At 38.9% G+C, this 17,592-nt stretch carries 17 protein-coding genes and 1 pseudogene; 6 read left to right on the top strand and 12 right to left on the bottom strand.

What is annotated here, in order from left to right:
* The 3 genes from NST65_RS03615 to NST65_RS03605 form a co-directional block, all read right to left on the bottom strand.
* Entirely contained in the window at positions 1-2,421 is a 2,421-nt protein-coding gene (locus NST65_RS03615; protein WP_065215112.1) for an ABC transporter permease, read from the bottom strand.
* Between the two features lie 274 nt (positions 2,422-2,695).
* The gene (locus NST65_RS03610) at positions 2,696-3,133 is read right to left on the bottom strand and encodes a hypothetical protein (RefSeq protein WP_039177079.1); all 438 of its coding nucleotides are present in this window, start codon (positions 3,131-3,133) and stop codon (positions 2,696-2,698) included.
* A gap of 154 nt (positions 3,134-3,287) precedes the next feature.
* Positions 3,288-4,418 carry a DEAD/DEAH box helicase gene (locus tag NST65_RS03605; RefSeq protein WP_044335035.1) on the bottom strand — a complete coding sequence of 377 codons (1,131 nt, stop codon included), beginning with the start codon at positions 4,416-4,418 and terminating at the stop codon, positions 3,288-3,290.
* Between the two features lie 152 nt (positions 4,419-4,570).
* On the opposite strand from NST65_RS03605, the gene NST65_RS03600 reads away from it, so the two are divergent.
* The gene (locus tag NST65_RS03600; protein ID WP_342489312.1) at positions 4,571-6,124 is read left to right on the top strand and encodes an ABC-F family ATP-binding cassette domain-containing protein; all 1,554 of its coding nucleotides are present in this window, start codon (positions 4,571-4,573) and stop codon (positions 6,122-6,124) included.
* Between the two features lie 228 nt (positions 6,125-6,352).
* On the opposite strand, the gene NST65_RS03595 is transcribed toward NST65_RS03600, so the two are convergent.
* Both NST65_RS03595 and NST65_RS03590 read right to left on the bottom strand, forming a co-directional pair.
* A complete protein-coding gene (locus NST65_RS03595) occupies positions 6,353-7,543 on the bottom strand; it encodes an MFS transporter (protein WP_070326791.1) in 1,191 nt (396 codons plus the stop codon).
* Between the two features lie 56 nt (positions 7,544-7,599).
* Positions 7,600-8,025 carry a MerR family transcriptional regulator gene (locus NST65_RS03590; RefSeq protein ID WP_024424586.1) on the bottom strand — a complete coding sequence of 142 codons (426 nt, stop codon included), beginning with the start codon at positions 8,023-8,025 and terminating at the stop codon, positions 7,600-7,602.
* Positions 8,026-8,168: 143 nt separating this feature from the next.
* Here NST65_RS03590 and folE2 point away from each other — a divergent pair, with 143 nt between their 5' ends.
* Complete coding sequence (gene folE2 / locus NST65_RS03585; protein WP_041116146.1) at positions 8,169-9,065, top strand: GTP cyclohydrolase FolE2; 897 nt, start codon at positions 8,169-8,171, stop codon at positions 9,063-9,065.
* 32 nt (positions 9,066-9,097) lie between these two features.
* Here the strand turns inward: folE2 and NST65_RS03580 are convergent, their stop codons facing one another.
* A complete protein-coding gene (locus tag NST65_RS03580) occupies positions 9,098-10,981 on the bottom strand; it encodes an ABC-F family ATP-binding cassette domain-containing protein (RefSeq protein WP_342489311.1) in 1,884 nt (627 codons plus the stop codon).
* A 132-nt stretch (positions 10,982-11,113) separates the two neighbouring features.
* On the opposite strand from NST65_RS03580, the gene NST65_RS03575 reads away from it, so the two are divergent.
* Both NST65_RS03575 and NST65_RS03570 read left to right on the top strand, forming a co-directional pair.
* Complete coding sequence (locus NST65_RS03575; protein WP_111927651.1) at positions 11,114-12,187, top strand: glycosyltransferase family 2 protein; 1,074 nt, start codon at positions 11,114-11,116, stop codon at positions 12,185-12,187.
* A 180-nt stretch (positions 12,188-12,367) separates the two neighbouring features.
* Positions 12,368-13,759: an amino acid permease gene (locus tag NST65_RS03570; protein WP_342489310.1), complete on the top strand. Its 1,392-nt coding sequence runs from the start codon at positions 12,368-12,370 to the stop codon at positions 13,757-13,759.
* A gap of 36 nt (positions 13,760-13,795) precedes the next feature.
* Here the strand turns inward: NST65_RS03570 and NST65_RS03565 are convergent, their stop codons facing one another.
* Complete coding sequence (locus NST65_RS03565) at positions 13,796-14,029, bottom strand: hypothetical protein (RefSeq protein WP_034282744.1); 234 nt, start codon at positions 14,027-14,029, stop codon at positions 13,796-13,798.
* A 6-nt stretch (positions 14,030-14,035) separates the two neighbouring features.
* Positions 14,036-14,293 carry a hypothetical protein gene (locus tag NST65_RS03560; protein WP_003213975.1) on the bottom strand — a complete coding sequence of 86 codons (258 nt, stop codon included), beginning with the start codon at positions 14,291-14,293 and terminating at the stop codon, positions 14,036-14,038.
* A 65-nt stretch (positions 14,294-14,358) separates the two neighbouring features.
* Between NST65_RS03560 and NST65_RS03555 the strand changes: the two genes are divergently transcribed.
* Positions 14,359-14,838, top strand: coding sequence for an Hsp20/alpha crystallin family protein (locus tag NST65_RS03555; protein ID WP_024424582.1), 480 nt, complete (start codon positions 14,359-14,361; stop codon positions 14,836-14,838).
* Here NST65_RS03555 and NST65_RS03550 read toward each other — a convergent pair.
* Complete coding sequence (locus NST65_RS03550) at positions 14,819-15,046, bottom strand: hypothetical protein (RefSeq protein WP_039177063.1); 228 nt, start codon at positions 15,044-15,046, stop codon at positions 14,819-14,821. The two genes, NST65_RS03555 and NST65_RS03550, sit on opposite strands and share 20 nt — an antisense overlap.
* Before the next feature lie 92 nt (positions 15,047-15,138).
* On the opposite strand from NST65_RS03550, the gene NST65_RS03545 reads away from it, so the two are divergent.
* The gene (locus NST65_RS03545; protein WP_046314051.1) at positions 15,139-15,486 is read left to right on the top strand and encodes a hypothetical protein; all 348 of its coding nucleotides are present in this window, start codon (positions 15,139-15,141) and stop codon (positions 15,484-15,486) included.
* 116 nt (positions 15,487-15,602) lie between these two features.
* Here the strand turns inward: NST65_RS03545 and NST65_RS03540 are convergent, their stop codons facing one another.
* The 3 genes and pseudogenes from NST65_RS03540 to NST65_RS03530 form a co-directional block, all read right to left on the bottom strand.
* Positions 15,603-16,235 carry a type 1 glutamine amidotransferase family protein gene (locus NST65_RS03540; RefSeq protein ID WP_034282747.1) on the bottom strand — a complete coding sequence of 211 codons (633 nt, stop codon included), beginning with the start codon at positions 16,233-16,235 and terminating at the stop codon, positions 15,603-15,605.
* A 74-nt stretch (positions 16,236-16,309) separates the two neighbouring features.
* The gene (locus tag NST65_RS03535) at positions 16,310-17,272 is read right to left on the bottom strand and encodes a YafY family protein (RefSeq protein ID WP_065215106.1); all 963 of its coding nucleotides are present in this window, start codon (positions 17,270-17,272) and stop codon (positions 16,310-16,312) included.
* A 63-nt stretch (positions 17,273-17,335) separates the two neighbouring features.
* Positions 17,336-17,588 (bottom strand): annotated as a pseudogene (locus NST65_RS03530) (recombinase family protein); the annotation flags it as partial.
* Positions 17,589-17,592: the final 4 nt, after the last annotated feature.

Raw genomic sequence — 17,592 nt, 5'->3', positions numbered from 1 at the left:
TTAACAACCGGTATTTTTTTTGGATTTCTTATCTTGAATAAATAAAAGAAAAGCTAAACCAACTAGAATTGCGCTGACAATGGCATAACTTTTCAACAAAAAGGATATTTTTGTAGAAAGCAGCAAATCTGAACTATAATTCACTTCAATCAGATATATAAAGAGCAAACCTATAAAAAAAGAATACATGAAACATATAAATAATTCTTTAAATACACCCCATAATGTCCAATTAGGTGGTTTCAACGATGATGGTTTATTCACAGAATTGAATTGTTGTTTTTCTCTTAATTTGAAATTCAATTTAGTCATTAACACGATAACTAGATTAATAATAATACTGAAAATTAGAATGTTACTCAGTTTATTAATAAAACTTAGTAGTGAAAGTTGTTTTTCAATTTGTTCATGTTTATTTTCGTGGTTACTCTCCTGATTATTATCATACATTTTCTTAATAGATAATTGTGTCTTTTCATATGCTTTGGCACTTACTTTTTCTTTTAGATAAATGTATAATTCTAAATAACCTTCGAATATCTTTTCCTTTTTCACTAGCCTTTCCGGTATAGCAATAGACAAACCACTGTTCTCTATATGTATACCATTAAAGTTTAAAGTATAACTTTTATTAATAACTTTTCCAACTTTCAAATCCCAATCTTTATATTTAATTTCGTTTTTTTCATCTAAATCTATTCTCTCTAACTTTATACTATCTCCATATTTAATTTTGTCCTCTTTCATTCCATTAATTGAAGGGAAGAACATAAGAATGGAGTCACTTTGATACTTATTTTTCAACTTATATTTACTTGTTAAACTAGTCCACTCTTTTTTATTTAAAACATAGTAGTTCACATTAGGTATTTGCGTCAGCTTCTTTTTTATCGGTAATTTTTTTATTTTATTTTCGAGGTCAATAGGTGTTTGATATGTATCATCTTTTTCACTCATATTACTAACCCAACTTTTTAAATATCGAGATAGATTTCTCTCATTTACAGATAGAGAAGTTCCAATTGTATAAGGAACCTTTTCTATATAATTTATGGTATCATCCTTCTCTAACTTTTCAACATCTCTAAATTTAAACGTGTTTGCTTTTTGATCTTCAATAACGTAATTGTTAACTAAATCATATGCTACTGTTTGTTTTGCAAAAAGACTAAAGTCCGGCTCATTTTTAAGTTTTTTAGGAGTGTTTTCTTCTACTATTAGGTTCGAAATATAATATACCGGTATAAAAATCGACACAATAACAATAATTATTAAATTTCCTTTCCAGGAAAATGTATTATTTTCTACAAACTTCTTTGGAATATTGACACTTTCTTTACCACCATATATCCTATTGAAGAAAGAAGTAGATTGTTTCATAATATAAATAATATCAACACAGAATAATATTATTAACCAAGATAAGATACCTAAAAAATCGACTTGAAAAAAACCATTAATAAAAATATTTGTCAAAAAGAATATAATAGCACCAAAACCTGTTAATAGAATAGCTTGGCTTAATAAATAAAATATAATCTTTTTTTTGTTAAAGCCATATGATTTAAATATTTCTTCAATTTCATTCTCTTGCTTCCTAAAATGAACACTCTTCGTATAAATTAAACTAATTAAAATTATAAATAATGAAATTATAATAAAGGAAAGTCGCAAAGTAGGGATGGATTGTTTAAAAATAAATTCTTCCTCAAAAAATTTAGTATTCAGATACACATTTTCTGACTTATCAAAAAGATCATTTATAACCTTAACTGCTTCATCAAAGTCATGATATTCATTTAGCTCTATCAGTGCACTAGTGTTAAGCTGCGTTTTATTCATTAAATTATTGTTAAATATAACATTAGGATAGCTTGTTTTTCCTATTTTATAGTTATTTGGAGTTGTCCAATTTGAGGAGTAATTTTTTATAACGCCTACTATTTTATAGTATTTTTCTGAGTTGTTTATTTTTATTTTAACTTTTTCTCCAATTGCATTTCCATTAAACGCCTCTTGTAGATATGATTCAATAGTTACTTCGTTATTCCTTTCTGGATATCTTCCCTTTTCAATTATTATATGGCCCATTTCTTTAGCCTGAAAATCCATGGTACCGAAAGTTGCAGGCAATTTAGTATTGTTAAAAGAATTTGTATAGCCCATGTTTTTTATAATACCGTAATGCTTAATACTCTTTTGAGATTTTATATAATCTTCTTCATTTTGATTAATACCATTGACCACTGCATGAAAGGCTCCATACTTATTAGTTGTATTCCTTTCCAACTTTTCAATTAATTTATTTGCTTCTGCCTCACCGAAGGTTATTATAAACATAGATAATGTCATTAAAATGATTACCGACGCTGAAAACCATTTTCTCGATAAAATTGCTTTAAAAGCTAGCTTGAATATCATTCTATGCACCTCGAATAAATAACATCATGTCAATGAAATACTATATTAGTTATAGTATAAAAACAATCATTCATACCTTATCACATTCATACTTTAAATGTAATCTCTTACATTTAAAGTATGAATATATAACTAGTTTATAAATTGAGCTTCTTGTTATTAAGCTAATAAATTATACATACAAATGAAAAGAAGCGAGAGATCTCCTCAATCAATAAATTGAGGCGAACCCATGCTTCTATTGTTATGCCTAATATACTCACTTCTTTAGAAATTACTGTCTAATTTCTCCAGACCCATTTAGGCCAACTCCATCTTTTGTTTGAGTATGTTTCGTTACAATAACTCTATAATTTCCTTCTTGAACCTTGCCAATTGATTTTGTACTTTTATTAGGGGTTTTAAAGTTTTCAGCAATGTATTTCTTACCGAAACCAATAAAATTCTTTTTCTGAACAGCCACACTATAACGGTGTACGCTATTACTGTAATTCCCTGTGATTTTATTATATATTCTAGCATTTGAATAAATCTTTGTAGCTTTATTTTTAAGCTTATATTTTACTGGTCCTTTTACTTCTGCTCTTACTATATCGTTTTTTCCTCCTATAACAAACCTTTGGCTACTTGCTTCTCCTAGATGAGCAAAACTAAAAATAGTAACAAATCCAATTACCACAAGTGCAGTTATTTTTTTAAAATGTTTTTTCAATTTTCCTACCTCCTATATTTTATACATTTATAGATTAATACATTTTTTTCTACATATCAATATATATTCCAAAAAAATTATTTTTAACCAAAAAAAAAAAAAAAACGATCCCGAGATCATTGGATCTTAAGTAATCGTTTTTTCCTGTATTTTTTTATATAGAAAAAATTCTACCTTGCTTATACACAATTTCTTCAAGCGAAAGATTCAGCTTTTTCGCCATTTTTTTCAGCATTGATTGCTCTTGAGGTGTGACAAGGCTGATGACTGCGCCTTCTTTTCCTGCTCGTCCGGTTCTGCCTGAACGGTGGATGTAGCCCTCTTCATTTGGCATATCTGCATGAATCACATATGGCAGATCATCAATATCGATTCCTCTTGCTGCAATATCTGTTGCAAGGAGGAGCGGGAATTCACGCTGTTCAAATGATTTCAAGATCACAGCACGTTCAGCTTTTTTTGCTTCACTATGAAGGACACCAAGGTCGACATGATGGTACGCTAATTTCTCTGCATAAATGCTTAAGTTCGTAATGTCACGCACAAAAACGAGCGCCTGCATGTCCTCAAGCCGTGATAGCTTTTGCAGCAGTTTCACTTTGTCACGCTGATCACATAACAGATAATAGTGACCCACTTTCTGCGCTTCTTCCTCGCTTCTAGCAATTTTCAATACTTCTGGTTCAGATGTCATTTCTTTGATCAGCTGAACGGTTTCTTCTTTCAACGTTGCAGAAAAACAAAGGATTTGTCTTTCTTTTAATGTGGACTTAATGATCCCTTGGATCGTTTTCATATGCTCTGGCACAAGAAGCTGATCTGCTTCGTCTAATACAATCGTTTTGACTTCATGCATTTTCAGTTTCTTGATTTTGATTAATTCTTGTACTCGGCCCGGTGTCGCCACAACGATGTTCGGATGTTTCTTTAGTTTTTCTTGCTGCTTCTTGATGTTCGCTCCACCAATCAAGGAAACCGCTTTGATGTCTGATCCTTGTTTGAACTCTTGCACGACATCAAAGATTTGCATCACAAGCTCTCTTGAAGGTGCCAAGATTAAGACTTGCGGATGCTTGATATTGACATCAATTTTATTTAAAAGCGGCAGTACATACGCAAGTGTCTTCCCCGTCCCAGTTGGCGATTCTGCGATCACATCACGCTTCTCCGTAATCCACTCTGCTGTTTTTTCTTGTATAGCTGTTGGTTTTTCGAAGCCAGCCGCTTGAAAATTTTCCTGAATAAATGGCTTTGCTTCTTTCAAAAATGCCCAATTTTCCGTCATGTCGATCTCCTTTATCCTCATTCAATCTATCCTTTAGTATCTCAAAATCAGCTTTGAAACGCAATTTTTCTTTTGATGCTTTTATCGAGCCGGACAGTTCGATATAATCATGAGAGGCACTAGCCGTTTTGAATCTATTTGAGGTGTAAAAAATGATATTATCTGTTAAAGATTTAAGTCATGGCTTTGGCGACAGAGCCATTTTCCACGAAGTGTCCTTCCGTTTATTAAAAGGCGAGCATGTCGGCTTAATCGGCGCCAACGGTGAAGGAAAGTCAACGTTTATGAATATTATTACTGGCAAGCTGGAGCCAGATGCAGGAAAAGTCGAATGGGCGAAAAATGTCCGTGTCGGCTACCTTGATCAGCATACCGTGCTAGAAAAGGGCAGAACGATCCGTGAAGTCCTTCAGGATGCATTCCATTATTTATTCTCCATGGAAGCCGCAATGAATGACATTTATGGCAAAATGGGTGAAGCCGATCCTGATGAGCTGGAAAAGCTGTTAGAGGAAGTTGGCGTCATTCAGGACGCACTGACAAACAATGATTTCTATATCATTGATTCTAAGGTCGAGGAGATTGCAAGAGGTCTTGGGTTAACGGATCTTGGACTGGACCGTGATGTGACGGAGCTCAGCGGCGGTCAGCGTACGAAGGTCCTGCTAGCAAAATTGCTGTTAGAGAAGCCAGAAATTCTCCTTCTCGATGAGCCGACCAACTATTTGGATGAGCAGCATATTGAATGGCTGAAGCGTTATTTACAGGAATATGAAAATGCGTTTATCCTCATTTCACATGATATTCCGTTTTTAAACAGTGTTATTAACTTGATTTATCATGTTGAAAATCAAGAGCTCTCGCGCTATGTTGGTGATTACGACCAATTTAAACAAGTGTACGAAGTCAAAAAGCAGCAGCTCGAAGCAGCCTATAAAAGACAGCAGCAGGAAGTGGCTGAACTAAAGGATTTTGTCGCAAGAAACAAAGCACGTGTCAGCACAAGAAATATGGCGATGTCCCGTCAAAAGAAATTGGATAAGATGGATATGATTGAACTGGCAGCAGAAAAGCCAAAACCAGAATTCCACTTTAAACCGGCACGTACGTCTGGGAAACTGATTTTTGAAACGAAAGATTTGGTCATTGGTTATGATGAACCGCTCTCCCGCCCATTGAATTTGAAAATGGAACGCGGGCAAAAAATTGCGCTGTACGGTGCTAACGGTATCGGAAAAACGACGCTGCTCCGAAGTCTTCTTGGGGAAATCACACCTATTTCTGGTGAGGTGGAACGTGGAGAATTCTTGCATATTGGCTACTTTGAGCAAGAAGTAAAAGAGCAAAACAGCAATACTTGTATTGAAGAAGTATGGAGCACCTTCCCTTCTTACACGCAATATGAAGTCAGAGCCGCTCTTGCAAAATGCGGATTAACGACAAAACATATTGAAAGCCGTGTGTCTGTATTAAGCGGAGGAGAAAAAGCAAAGGTCCGTCTTTGTAAGCTGATCAACGAAGAAACCAACTTACTTGTTCTCGATGAGCCGACAAACCATTTAGATGTCGATGCAAAAGAAGAACTAAAACGCGCCTTAAAAGAATATAAAGGCAGCGTCTTATTGATTTCTCACGAGCCTGAATTTTATCAAGATGTGGCAACTGAAACATGGAATTGCGAATCTTGGACGACAAAAGTATTATAACGACAAAAAAGCCTTATATCTTCAAAAGATATAAGGCTTAGATGATTGTGACAAAGGGCTAAAATGATCTTTATTTTAGCCCTTTGTCTTCTTTCAGCGTGATAGAAAACCTTTGCAGTCTAGGAAGGACGGCTACCTTTGCGGAGCGAATTTGACATTCGTGAGCATCGGCGCACAGGAACTGACACCGAATGCGAGGGTTTGTCTACACGCTGAACTTTTTTCTAATTAATGACCTGCTTGGATATTCACCAAATGCTTACGTCCAAGGAGCAGAATAATCATGCCTAGAAGAACAACACCAGCCCCGACATAGTAAGGTGTACTTGCTGTATAGGATTCAGCGAGAACTCCGGCAATCCAAGGAGCGATCGCGCCTCCAATAAACCGTACAGCGCTGTAAGAGGATGAAGCAATTGAACGTTCAACCGGTGCTGACCCCATCACAGCTGTCGTGAGCACCGTATTGATCATACCGAGAATTCCCCCAGCAATGACAATTCCGCAGATCACGACCACAACATGAGACGTCCATATTCCAATGCCGAATAAAATCACAGCAAACGAAGCAAACAGAACCACAAGAGAGGTCAATGTCCCAAGTTTGCGATGAATGACCGGCGCGGAGAAGACGGAGGTCACAGCCAAAAATAGTCCCCAACCAAAAAAGACATAACCAAGTCCATGCTCATCAAGATGGAGCACAAATGGAGAATACGCTAAAAGCACAAAGAAACCAAAATTGTATAAGAAAGCGGCAGATGCCATCGTTAAAAGTCCTTTATATTTTAATGCTCCGACAGCTTCGAATAATTTCACCTTTTTTTGAGGCTTTTGTATAGGTGGAAGCATAAAGGTAATCGCTAAAAGAGCAATAAGCATTAACACGGCAACGCCAAAGAAAGGCCCGCGCCAAGAAATTGTTCCAAGCTCACCGCCAAGCAGCGGTCCAACCGATATCCCAAGACCTAGTGCTGCCTCGTATAAAATAATGGCCTTCGCACTTCCCCCAACAGACACACCGACAATGACAGAGAGTGCAGTTGAAATAAATAAAGCATTCCCAATGCCCCATCCGCCTCTAAAGCCAATTAACTCATTAATCGTTGAAGAAGTACCTCCTAAAGCAGAAAAAACAATAATAAAAATGAGTCCTACTAATAACGTCCATTTCGCACCAATCCGGCTAGAAATAAAACCGGTAAAAAACATCACAAAGCCGGTCACAAGTAAGTAGCTAGTAAATAAAAGAGAGACCTGGCTTGGAGATGCATGTAATTGTGATGCAATGGCTGGCAGGATCGGGTCAACGAGTCCTATTCCCATAAACGAAATCACACATGCAAAGGCAACAGCCCAAACGGCTTTTGGCTGCCTAAGCAGACTTGTACGCTGTTTCAACACTTCTTCTTCCTTCATTCCATCAGAACCTTTCCTTCAAATGTTGACAAAATAAAATAAACACGCAGAGGTGTTTATTTTTGTAATTGCTCAATTGCATGAGCCGCTCTTTCTTTCATCGCTTCAAGATCCTTTTTAAAGGATTGAATGGTTTCAAGCTTTTTTGAAATCAATTGATGCTGCACAGTCAGCTGCGCCTCAATATCTAACAGCTTCTCTAATCGTTCCTTCGGATCAAGCGACAGCAAGTAGCCTTCTTTATTCAGCTCTAGCTGCTTTCCGATTTCCATAAACGATTGAAGCTCCTGTAAAGAAAAGCCGAGTACCTCTTTTGCCTGCATCACTTTCTCTAGCTCTTCCATGTCGTCCTCTGAGTAAAGTCTGACTCCGCCCTCTGTCCGCTTTGGTGCTGATAATAAACCAATCTCTTCATAGAAACGAATCGTCCGTTTTGTCAGTCCGCTTCTTTTCGCCACTTGATCAATTTTCATCCATTCCATCACCAGTGCCTCCTGCTCATCAATTCATGTTTTATTATACACCTTTATAACCTTAACGTAAACGTCAAAGTTTTAACCCTTGATTTCCTTCGTGTTTTATCGCAAAATAAATAGGAATAATTACGATTTAAAGGAGGTACTATATGCGCTCATTTCCATCTAAAGAAGAACGGCATCAGCTATTCGGATCTGTACCGCCAAGTCTTGGCACAAAGCCTTGGCAAAAAGAGGACATGACGGACATTCAAAAAACAGAGCAAAACTTTTATTTTCATCTTGAACAAGTCGGGATCTGCCGCATGTCCTATCCGGTGCATATCGTATCTAAAACAGCACCACAACGCCAGACAACTACAGCTGAGTTTACACTGAGTACATCCCTGCCAGCTCATCAAAAAGGCATTCATATGAGCCGTCTCACTGAACAGCTGCACTCGTTTTATGAGAGCAGCAAGCCGCTTAATGTGAATGCCCTAAAAGAATGGACGGCAGCGCTCGCCCGGAAAATGGATCAGCCCTCTGCTTCCATTCAAGTTGCCTTTCCATGGTACATGGAAAAACAGAGCCCAGTCACCGGTCAGTCAGGCTTGATGCATGCGACCGTCCAATATGACGTCCATTTTCATGAAAAGGACGGATGGACCTGTCACGTTGGCTGCGATGCACAGGTCACGACATTATGTCCTTGTTCCAAAGAAATCAGTGAATATGGTGCACATAATCAGCGCGGATCTGTTTCCATTCAAGTAGGGTTATTTGAACAAGCATCGCATCCTGACGACATCAAGGCCGCTCTTTTACATATCATCGAGTCCAATGCGAGCGCACCGCTTTATCCCGTGCTCAAAAGACCTGATGAAAAGAAAGTGACGGAAGAGGCTTATGAAAATCCGCGCTTTGTAGAAGATATCACAAGATTAATTGCCATCGAATTATATGAGCAGCCATGGATTAAAAGCTTTCAAATCGAGTGCCGTAATGAGGAATCCATCCACCAGCATGATGCGTATGCCAAATGCTCCTATCAAAAAAACCTGTAGAGCGATTCTACAGGTTTTTTATTTCCACATCTTTATTCATTCAATTCCTCAATCATAAGCGACAATTCTGTCCAGCGGTCCATTGCTTGTTCTAGTTCTTCCGCAACGGCTTTTTGTTCGTCCATCAGCTCTTGAATTTTTCCAAAATCACTTCCTGCTTCTACAATGCTGGTTTCGAGCTGCTGATGTTTTTCCTCTAATGCCTGTATCCGGTCTTCAATCCCGTCCCATTCAAGCTGATCTTTATAAGAAAGTTTTTTTCTCTTTTTAGGTGCGGCTTCTACTTGTTTCTCAGCAGGCTTTGTCTCTGTCCGCTTCTGCTCTTTTTCCTGTTCCATATAATCGCTGTAAGCACCTTGGAAGTGTGAAATGCGCCCATTTCCTTCAAAGACAAGCAGACGGTGAACCACTCGGTCTAAGAAATAACGATCATGGGACACGGTGATGACGACGCCAGGGAACTGCTCTAAATAATCCTCTAAAATACTGAGGGTCTCTGTATCAAGGTCGTTCGTCGGCTCATCTAAAAAGAGAACATTCGGCTCTTCCATTAAGACCTTCAATAAATACAATCTGCGGCGTTCTCCCCCTGACAGCTTACGAATATACGTCCGCTGCATCGATCTTGGAAAAAGGAACCTCTCCAGCATCTGCTCTGCTGTGACAATAACGCCATCAGACGTCTTGACGATCTCAGCTGTTTCCTTGATATACTCAATGATGGTCAGCTCATCATTCATTTCCTTGTGATCCTGCGTGTAATAGCCAATACGAGCGGTTTGTCCAATGGTCAATTGTCCTGAGGTCGGTTCAATCTTACCCGCTAGACAGTTCAGCAGAGTGGTTTTGCCGACTCCATTCGGTCCGATGAATCCGATACGATCACCCGGCACGACTAAATCTGTAAACCGCTCCACAAGGGTCTGGCCAGCAAATGAAATTGATAAGTCTTCTGCCTCTATCACTTGTTTCCCCAAGCGGTGCGAGCCGATGGCAAAATCAAGCTCTCCCTTCGCATCAGGTCCTTTTTGATCTTTCAGCTCTTCGACTCTGCCGATACGTGCTTTCTGCTTTGTCGTTCTTGCTTTTGCTCCTCGTCTCAGCCATGCAAGCTCTCGTCTAAGCAAGTTTTGACGCTTCGTTTCTTTCACCTGAGCCTCTGCTTCCCGCTCCGCTCTTTTTTCTAAAAAGACTTCATAATTTCCTTTATACGTATAAAGCTGCCCTTGATTTAACTCATAAATCCGATTGACCACCCGGTTTAAGAAATAACGATCGTGCGTCACGAGAATGACAGCACCGCTATATTGGCTTAAGTATCCTTCAAGCCATTCAATGGTGGCATTATCAAGGTGGTTGGTTGGCTCATCTAAAATCAGCAAACCTGCAGGCTGAATTAAATTTTTAGCAATGGCGACACGTTTTTTCTGTCCGCCAGATAATGCATGTACAGAGCGGCTCACATCTTTCACGCCAAGTTTTGTCAAAATCGTTTTAGCTGAAAGGTTCGCATCCCAAGCGTCTTCCTGATCCATACGATTTTGCATGCGCATCAGCGCCTCTTGTTTTGCCTCATTTTGCGGGTCATGCTCTAAATCGGCGAGTGCCTGTTCATACGCCTTCATCGTTTGAATCATTGGTGCCGTTCCAGAAAAAATGTAGTCAAGAATCGTTTCATTTCCGGTCATTTCAGGATCTTGCTCAAGAAATTCGATATCAAGTGTCCCTGCTTTCGTGATGTCACCTTCCTCAAACGATTCAAGTCCCGCGATGACCTTTAGAAGTGTTGACTTCCCTGTACCATTTGGTCCAATCAATCCGATGCGTTCCTTCGGTTCTATATGAAACGAAATATGATCAAACAGCGTTTTCTCGCCATAGGTTTTATATAATCCTTCAACATTCAATAAACTCATTTTATCAGCCCTTACATAGATTCTTCCTTTATTTTAAATCAGCCAGTAGCAGAAAACTAGTTTTAAAAAACCCGCTGCTGAAAAGAATGTTTCCTTTTGATGCTCGATACACTATGAAGAGGTGATCTAAAGATGATAACCATTAGCTTATGTATGATTGTGAAAAATGAAGAGGAAGTGCTGGCGGAATGCCTTTCTTCTGTTCAAGACATTGTCGATGAGATAATCATCGTTGATACGGGATCAACAGATCAAACAAAAGAGATCGCTCATTCCTTTTCAGCAAAGGTGCTGGATTTTGAATGGGTGCAGCATTTTGCAAAAGCACGTAACTTTGCTTTCTCACATGCAGCGAAAGAGTATATTTTATGGCTCGATGCTGACGATGTTCTGCTTGAAGAAGACCGCCAAAAACTGCTTCAGCTCAAGCAGACACTTGATCCCTCAGTGGATGCCGTTTCGATGTTTTATCATGTGGGCTTCGATGAAAGCGGTCAAGTCAATTTCAAATATAGAAGAAATCGCCTTGTGAAGCGTTCCTTAAACTTTCAGTGGTACGGGGCCGTTCATGAGTTTCTTCAAGTGTATGGAAACATCTTTCCAGCAGATATCGCCGTCACACATCAAAAACGCAAGAAAACAACTCTTGGTGAGCCTGGGCGCAACTTGCGAATTTATGAAGACATGCTGGCAAAAGGAGAGGACATGACGTCCCGTGATCTCTTTTATTTTGCCAATGAATTAAGAGACAATGGGCAGCATGTCAGAGCGATTCGTTTTTATCATGAATTTTTAAACACAAAACAGTGCTGGATTGAGGATGAAATTCGCACATGCCAATATTTAGCGGACTGCTATTATGCGGCAGGCTTTGAGGAAGCGGCCTTATCCTCCTTATTACGTTCCTTCTTATATGATCAGCCCCGGCCAGAATTTTGCTGCCGGATCGGGGATCATTTAAAAATACAAAATAAACATCAGGCAGCCATCTTTTGGTATGAGCAGGCGCTGAAGGCTCCTGAAAACGAAACAGCCTTCACACTTACACAATATAAAACGTGGTATCCTCACCTTCAGCTTTGCTACTGTTATTATCAGCTCGGTGACCTGGAGCAAGCCAAAATACATCACCATGCCTCCTCCGCCCATCATCCGACTCATCCGAGTGTGCTGTACAATGAAAAAATATTTGCTGATCAGACATAGATCGTCTGACACCACATCCGCCTTCGATCTCACGGCGGATGTCTCTTTTTATACACTTATTCGGTTGTGACGTTTAACACTTTAGTGATTTAAAGCGTTTTTCAACCAATTGACTAAATTGTCATTTGCGCATATACTAACATTCGTCTTACGAAAAGATTTATCCATTAGGAGGTCAACATGAGTTCTTTATTTAGAAAAAAATCTCTCGACCAGCTCATGCTTGAAAGTCAAACAAAGCGGCTCAGCCGTTCGTTAAATACGTTTGATTTAATCTTGCTTGGCATTGGCTGTGTGGTCGGGACTGGAATCTTTGTCATTACGGGGGTTGCTGCGGCAAATGATGCGGGACCTGCGATTATTATATCTTTTATTTTGGCTGCAATTGCATGCGCCCTTGCTGCTTTTTGCTACGCTGAATTCTCCTCATCCATTCCTGTGTCAGGCAGCGTTTATACGTATTCCTACGCAACACTTGGAGAATTTCTCGCCTATTTAATGGGCTGGGATCTCATGCTTGAATATGTCATTGCGCTCTCTGCTGTAGCAAGTGGATGGTCGTCCTATTTTCAATCACTGCTCAGCGGATTTGGCCTGCACATACCGAAGGCTTTATCAGCTGCACCTGGAGCCGCTGACGGGGCCGTCTTTAACCTTCCAGGCGCACTCATTATTTTGCTCATCACCTTTATCGTCTCAAGAGGCGTCAAAGAAAGCACAAAGCTGAATAACATTATTGTGCTGATCAAAATTGCCATCGTCCTTCTCTTTATCATTTCAGGCTTTGCTTACGTCAAACCTGAAAACTGGACACCGTTTATGCCAATGGGATTTGAGGGCGTGATCGCAGGCGCAGCAACAGTCTTTTTTGCTTACCTCGGATTTGATGCAATCGCCAATGCATCTGAAGAGGTCAAAAATCCGCAAAAGGCAATGCCGATTGGGATTATGGGAGCGCTCGGTGTTTGTACCATTTTATACATCGGGGTTTCCTTTGTCTTAACAGGCATGGTTCACTATACGAAGCTGAATGTTAGTGATCCTGTTGCATTTGCTCTTCAAGTGGTCGGTCTGAATAGTGTGGCGGGTATCATATCAGCCGGTGCCATTATTGGGATTACAACGGTACTCATTGCCTTGGTCTATGCACAGGTTCGCTTAACCTTTGCGATGAGCCGCGATGGACTTATGCCAAAGGTTTTCTCAAAGGTTCATCCAAAATCTCAAACACCTGTTGCCAACACTTGGCTGACAGGGGCAGTCGCAGCATGTATCGTAGGTTTTGTGAATTTATCGACGCTTGCGAATTTAGTCAGTATCGGTACACTTGCAGCCTTTACGGTGATTTCCATTGCGGTCATCATTTTGCGAAAAAAACACCCGAATGTTAAAGCAGCGTTTAAAGTGCCATTCGTGCCTGTGCTTCCAATTATCAGCGCGATCATTTGTATCACACTTGCGACAACACTTTCTTGGGTCACATGGAGAGCCTTCCTCATCTGGATCGCCATCGGTGTTGTTGTCTATTTCACCTATGCAAGACGAAAAAGCCATCTCAATGAAACACATTAGAAAAGAGACACGGGGATTCCCGGTCTCTTTTTTTGCTTAAATCACGCTGTTTTTGACTGAATTTGAGTCCACCATATCTGGATCTAGCACGCTTGAAATCGGAATGACAAGCGGTGAACAATCTCCATTGTCCTCACCAAAACCTTGGTTCATTTTCATTGAGAGAAAATAATCAATCTGCTGATAAGGTCCTAGCGTCAGTGATGCACCCCGATCCATTGCATTGATTTTAAAAGCACCGACATTGACGACTGAGGGTGAGAATAACATCACACGTCACTTCCTTTGAATGGGTTTAGCTGCTGGTGAAAAAGAGGCAGGTGAGTCCACTTGATCTCGATCATCTACATGGCTTTTTGTACCGACAAAACCGCTGGCATCTCCAAAATTCTGTCCGTAACCCTGATTTTTTTTATCTGAGTTTTGCCACTCTGCTAACAAATTTTGTCCGACATTCACCGCCGACGCATTTTCAAAGGAATTAATTTTTAACATGAAAATATTAATATTGATATACGGAGTTGGTTGAACCACAGATAAACCTCCTTTTTATAGGTATATGCAAGCACCCATCAAGTATGTTAACGGGAGGTCTTCACATGGACTTCGAAAAAATGAAGCAGTGGATGGATATTGCCCAGCAAATGCATGGAGATGATTTTTGGAAAATGATCTTCGATGATGAGCAAAGATCCCCCTTTATGGCAAACGGTCCATCTCCATTTACATTCACACAGCAGGATCAGCGGGGTTCAGATGCGTCGTTTCCTCCAATCGACATGGTGGAAACCCATGCAGAAATTCAATATTTAATTTATTTGCCTGGCTACCGAAAGGAAGATGTTCAGGTGTTATCATATGGTGAATATTTGGTTGTGAAAGGACAGCGTTTTTCCTTTTTTAACGAACAGGACTTTCGCCAAAAGCAAGGGAAGTATGGTCCGTTTGAAAAGAAAATCCGCCTTCCAGAAATGATTCTTGGTCAAATGAATGCTGCCTTTAAAGACGGTGTACTTTACATCCGCCTGCAAAAGGATGAAGGAAAAGCGACGGCTATCATCATAGATGACGAATATTGATACTCACTGCGTCTATTTGATCACGATCATCAATTGTTTCAATTGGCAGGATCGTGATCACGCCATCAGCATTCTGTTCCCCAAAGCCATTGTTTCGTTTGATCGTACTGCAATGATTGCGAACAAACGTCGAGCCAAACGTCATAGATGATCCTGTGCCAATCGAATTCGTTTTCATATGGGCAATGTGAATCTGAGTAGGCAGCATATGCTTCTCCCCTTTCTTGTCATCTCTATAAGTATATACGGGGCAGCTTTTCCATAGACTAGAGTAAGGCGGAAGAAAAGGTTGTGGTCTACTTGAAACATTTCATTCAATCACTCTTTAAAAAAATTGAATCCAATCCATCCCCATCTGTCATTGAGCTAGAAAAAAGACTCGCCGCTCTTGAGCAAAAAATGTCTGCACCAGCTGCTCCTGTCTCAGAGGATACACACATCCATATCGAATCCCTGCGCGTGGACAAAATTGACTACCATTTAGAATTTGGGGAGCTTTCTATTGACCAGCTTCAAGGCAGGCTCAATATTGGGGCAACCTATTACACGCCAAAGGACACATGCATCAAAAAATCAACACAAACACCGAAGCCAAAAGAAACAAAAACACCGGTTGTCTCGATTCGATCAAAGCCTTCATCTTCTTAATGTGCTCGGCTTTTTAGTACAATCGGGGCAGTATCACAAACGATAAGACAAGTCCAAAATAAAAAGCTCCACTTCTCTACAAATCAAAGTAGTGAAATTGAGCTTTTTCCGTTACCTCATTTATTTATTGAATTCATCAATCGGAAGAAATATTCAGATTGATGTGTCTTATTCAGGTTATACCAAGAATGTAAGGCATCTGGTGCAAATACTTCTATTTTTTTCAGCACTTCCATTGCAAATTCTAAAGGAGCTATTCCTGATGCAGTAACTAAATTCGCATCAGATACCGCAGGTGCCAACTCATAGAACTTCTCTCCTTTATAGTTAGGACAAACCATTTTAGTATATTCTAAGTTATTACTTGTATGCCTTCTAGTATTTAAGTATCCCATATTCGCGAGCCCGTCAGTTGCACCACAAATTGCAGCAACAATTGTGCCAAGCTCTAAAGCTTGACCAATTCTTCCCAAGATAGGTTGGTGAATTTTTTCACCCCAAGTCGTCCCTCCTGGTAAAATCAAAAGATCTTTGCTCTCAAGATTACATTCTTCAAGGGAAATATCTGGTTTTATGCTCAAACCTCCCATAGTAGTCTTTATTTCTTTATTAACTCCTACTGTAATTACTCTTAAAGGTGCTAAATCTTTTTTGAAATATCTACCTGAGTTTAGTTCAGCGATTAAATATCCATATTCCCAGTCAGACATCGTATCAAATACATATAGATAAACTTTTTTTGTTTGCATCCAATCACCTTCCATTCACAATTGATATAGCTATTATAAAATAACTTCCCTGACAGTTAACGTCAGGGAAGTTATCATACTTGGTAAAATTTTATTAAATCCGACAAAACTTCAATAACTCTTTTCTTAAGACTAATTGGCTCAACAACTTTAATAGATTTATTGTAAGGTAAAAGTAAATAAGGTACATATGTATGTATCATATCTTTTGGAAGAAGAAAAACTGCTTGATCTGAAGTCCGTTCTTGTAAATAATGTCCTAAAAACCAATGTTGGCAAATATCAGCCAATACATTTTTATCCCCATGAATCACCAAAGAAATAATCTCTTCCTTATCTTCTAAAGTTGGTAGGAGACTGTTTATAAAAAAGTCACGTGCTGAAAAATTTTCTTTCTGGTCAAAATGATTTACTGTCAGCATTAGACTTTCAATTCGATCTACTCTAAAACTACGCATATCATTCCTAAGATGACAAAATCCAATCACATACCACTTATTATTCCAATAGATTATTCTGTATGGATCGACACACCTATGATGTAATTGCTTTTCTCCACTTTTATTGTAAAGAATTTTCACCGTGTATGCGTCTGCTATGGCCTTTTCCAACTTCTTTAAAGAAGGTTCCAAAGAGATTGAAGGGGTTCGACTTATTACTTCAAGACTAGTTAAATGTTGGTTTACCTTTGTTTCTTGCTCTTGATTTGAGTGTTTACTAAGTTTTGAAATGGCCCTTTTTAGCGCTTCATCTCCATAATATCCGGCTTCTTCTGCAAAAACAGCAGCGTGAAATAGTGAAGTCATCTCCTCAAAATCAAAAAATAGAGGGGCCTCTATAAAATTGTTCAATAAACTATATCCACCGTTATGTCCTGGTTCTGAAATAATAGGTACACCACTCGTTGAAAGTGTATCAATATAACGATACACAGTTCTTATATTCATCTCTAACTTTTCTGAAATTTGTTTTGCAGTTATTTTTTTATCCGAACGAAGCATCCATAAAATGGATAACAAATTGTCTACTTTAGGCATATAATTCCACCTTTATATGAGTTTTATTTCCGATGATATACTTGTGATTTTTGGTATAACTCATCAATTTCTTTCCGATATCTTTCTAATTGAAGCTTTACACAGATTTGTCATTTCACACATTTGATTTACAATTTTATTTTCCTCTTTATAAAGCTTTACTGCATCATGGTATCTCAAGCAGACCTTAAGCATTGGATAATATCACGTTCTAATTGGCTTACACCCGCCATAAATGTAAATTAAGAATTGGCTGTAAGGATTATCTTCTGATATCTAGCTACGTATCTTTTAAGAATTTTAAATTTGTCTTTTTACTG

This window comes from Bacillus sp. FSL P4-0248 (assembly GCF_038593305.1).
GTDB lineage: Bacteria > Bacillota > Bacilli > Bacillales > Bacillaceae > Bacillus > Bacillus safensis.
The sequence above is the reverse complement of the archived record's forward strand: the minus strand, read 5'-3'. Positions and strand labels throughout refer to the sequence as shown.

Bases quoted from the DNA above. Each gene is read 5' to 3' on its own strand.
- NST65_RS03565 (WP_034282744.1), bottom strand. From the start codon at position 14,029: ATGTTATTCTCACCCTCAGTCGTCAATGTCGGTGCTTTTAAAATCAAT.
- folE2 (WP_041116146.1), top strand. From the start codon at position 8,169: ATGCGCTCATTTCCATCTAAAGAAGAACGGCATCAGCTATTCGGATCT.
- NST65_RS03550 (WP_039177063.1), bottom strand. From the start codon at position 15,046: ATGCTGCCTACTCAGATTCACATTGCCCATATGAAAACGAATTCGATT.
- NST65_RS03590 (WP_024424586.1), bottom strand. From the start codon at position 8,025: ATGGAATGGATGAAAATTGATCAAGTGGCGAAAAGAAGCGGACTGACA.
- NST65_RS03600 (WP_342489312.1), top strand. From the start codon at position 4,571: ATGATATTATCTGTTAAAGATTTAAGTCATGGCTTTGGCGACAGAGCC.
- NST65_RS03555 (WP_024424582.1), top strand. From the start codon at position 14,359: ATGGACTTCGAAAAAATGAAGCAGTGGATGGATATTGCCCAGCAAATG.
- NST65_RS03615 (WP_065215112.1), bottom strand. From the start codon at position 2,421: ATGATATTCAAGCTAGCTTTTAAAGCAATTTTATCGAGAAAATGGTTT.
- NST65_RS03595 (WP_070326791.1), bottom strand. From the start codon at position 7,543: ATGAAGGAAGAAGAAGTGTTGAAACAGCGTACAAGTCTGCTTAGGCAG.
- NST65_RS03580 (WP_342489311.1), bottom strand. From the start codon at position 10,981: ATGAGTTTATTGAATGTTGAAGGATTATATAAAACCTATGGCGAGAAA.
- NST65_RS03540 (WP_034282747.1), bottom strand. From the start codon at position 16,235: ATGCAAACAAAAAAAGTTTATCTATATGTATTTGATACGATGTCTGAC.
- NST65_RS03575 (WP_111927651.1), top strand. From the start codon at position 11,114: ATGATAACCATTAGCTTATGTATGATTGTGAAAAATGAAGAGGAAGTG.
- NST65_RS03570 (WP_342489310.1), top strand. From the start codon at position 12,368: ATGAGTTCTTTATTTAGAAAAAAATCTCTCGACCAGCTCATGCTTGAA.
- NST65_RS03605 (WP_044335035.1), bottom strand. From the start codon at position 4,418: ATGACGGAAAATTGGGCATTTTTGAAAGAAGCAAAGCCATTTATTCAG.
- NST65_RS03535 (WP_065215106.1), bottom strand. From the start codon at position 17,272: ATGCCTAAAGTAGACAATTTGTTATCCATTTTATGGATGCTTCGTTCG.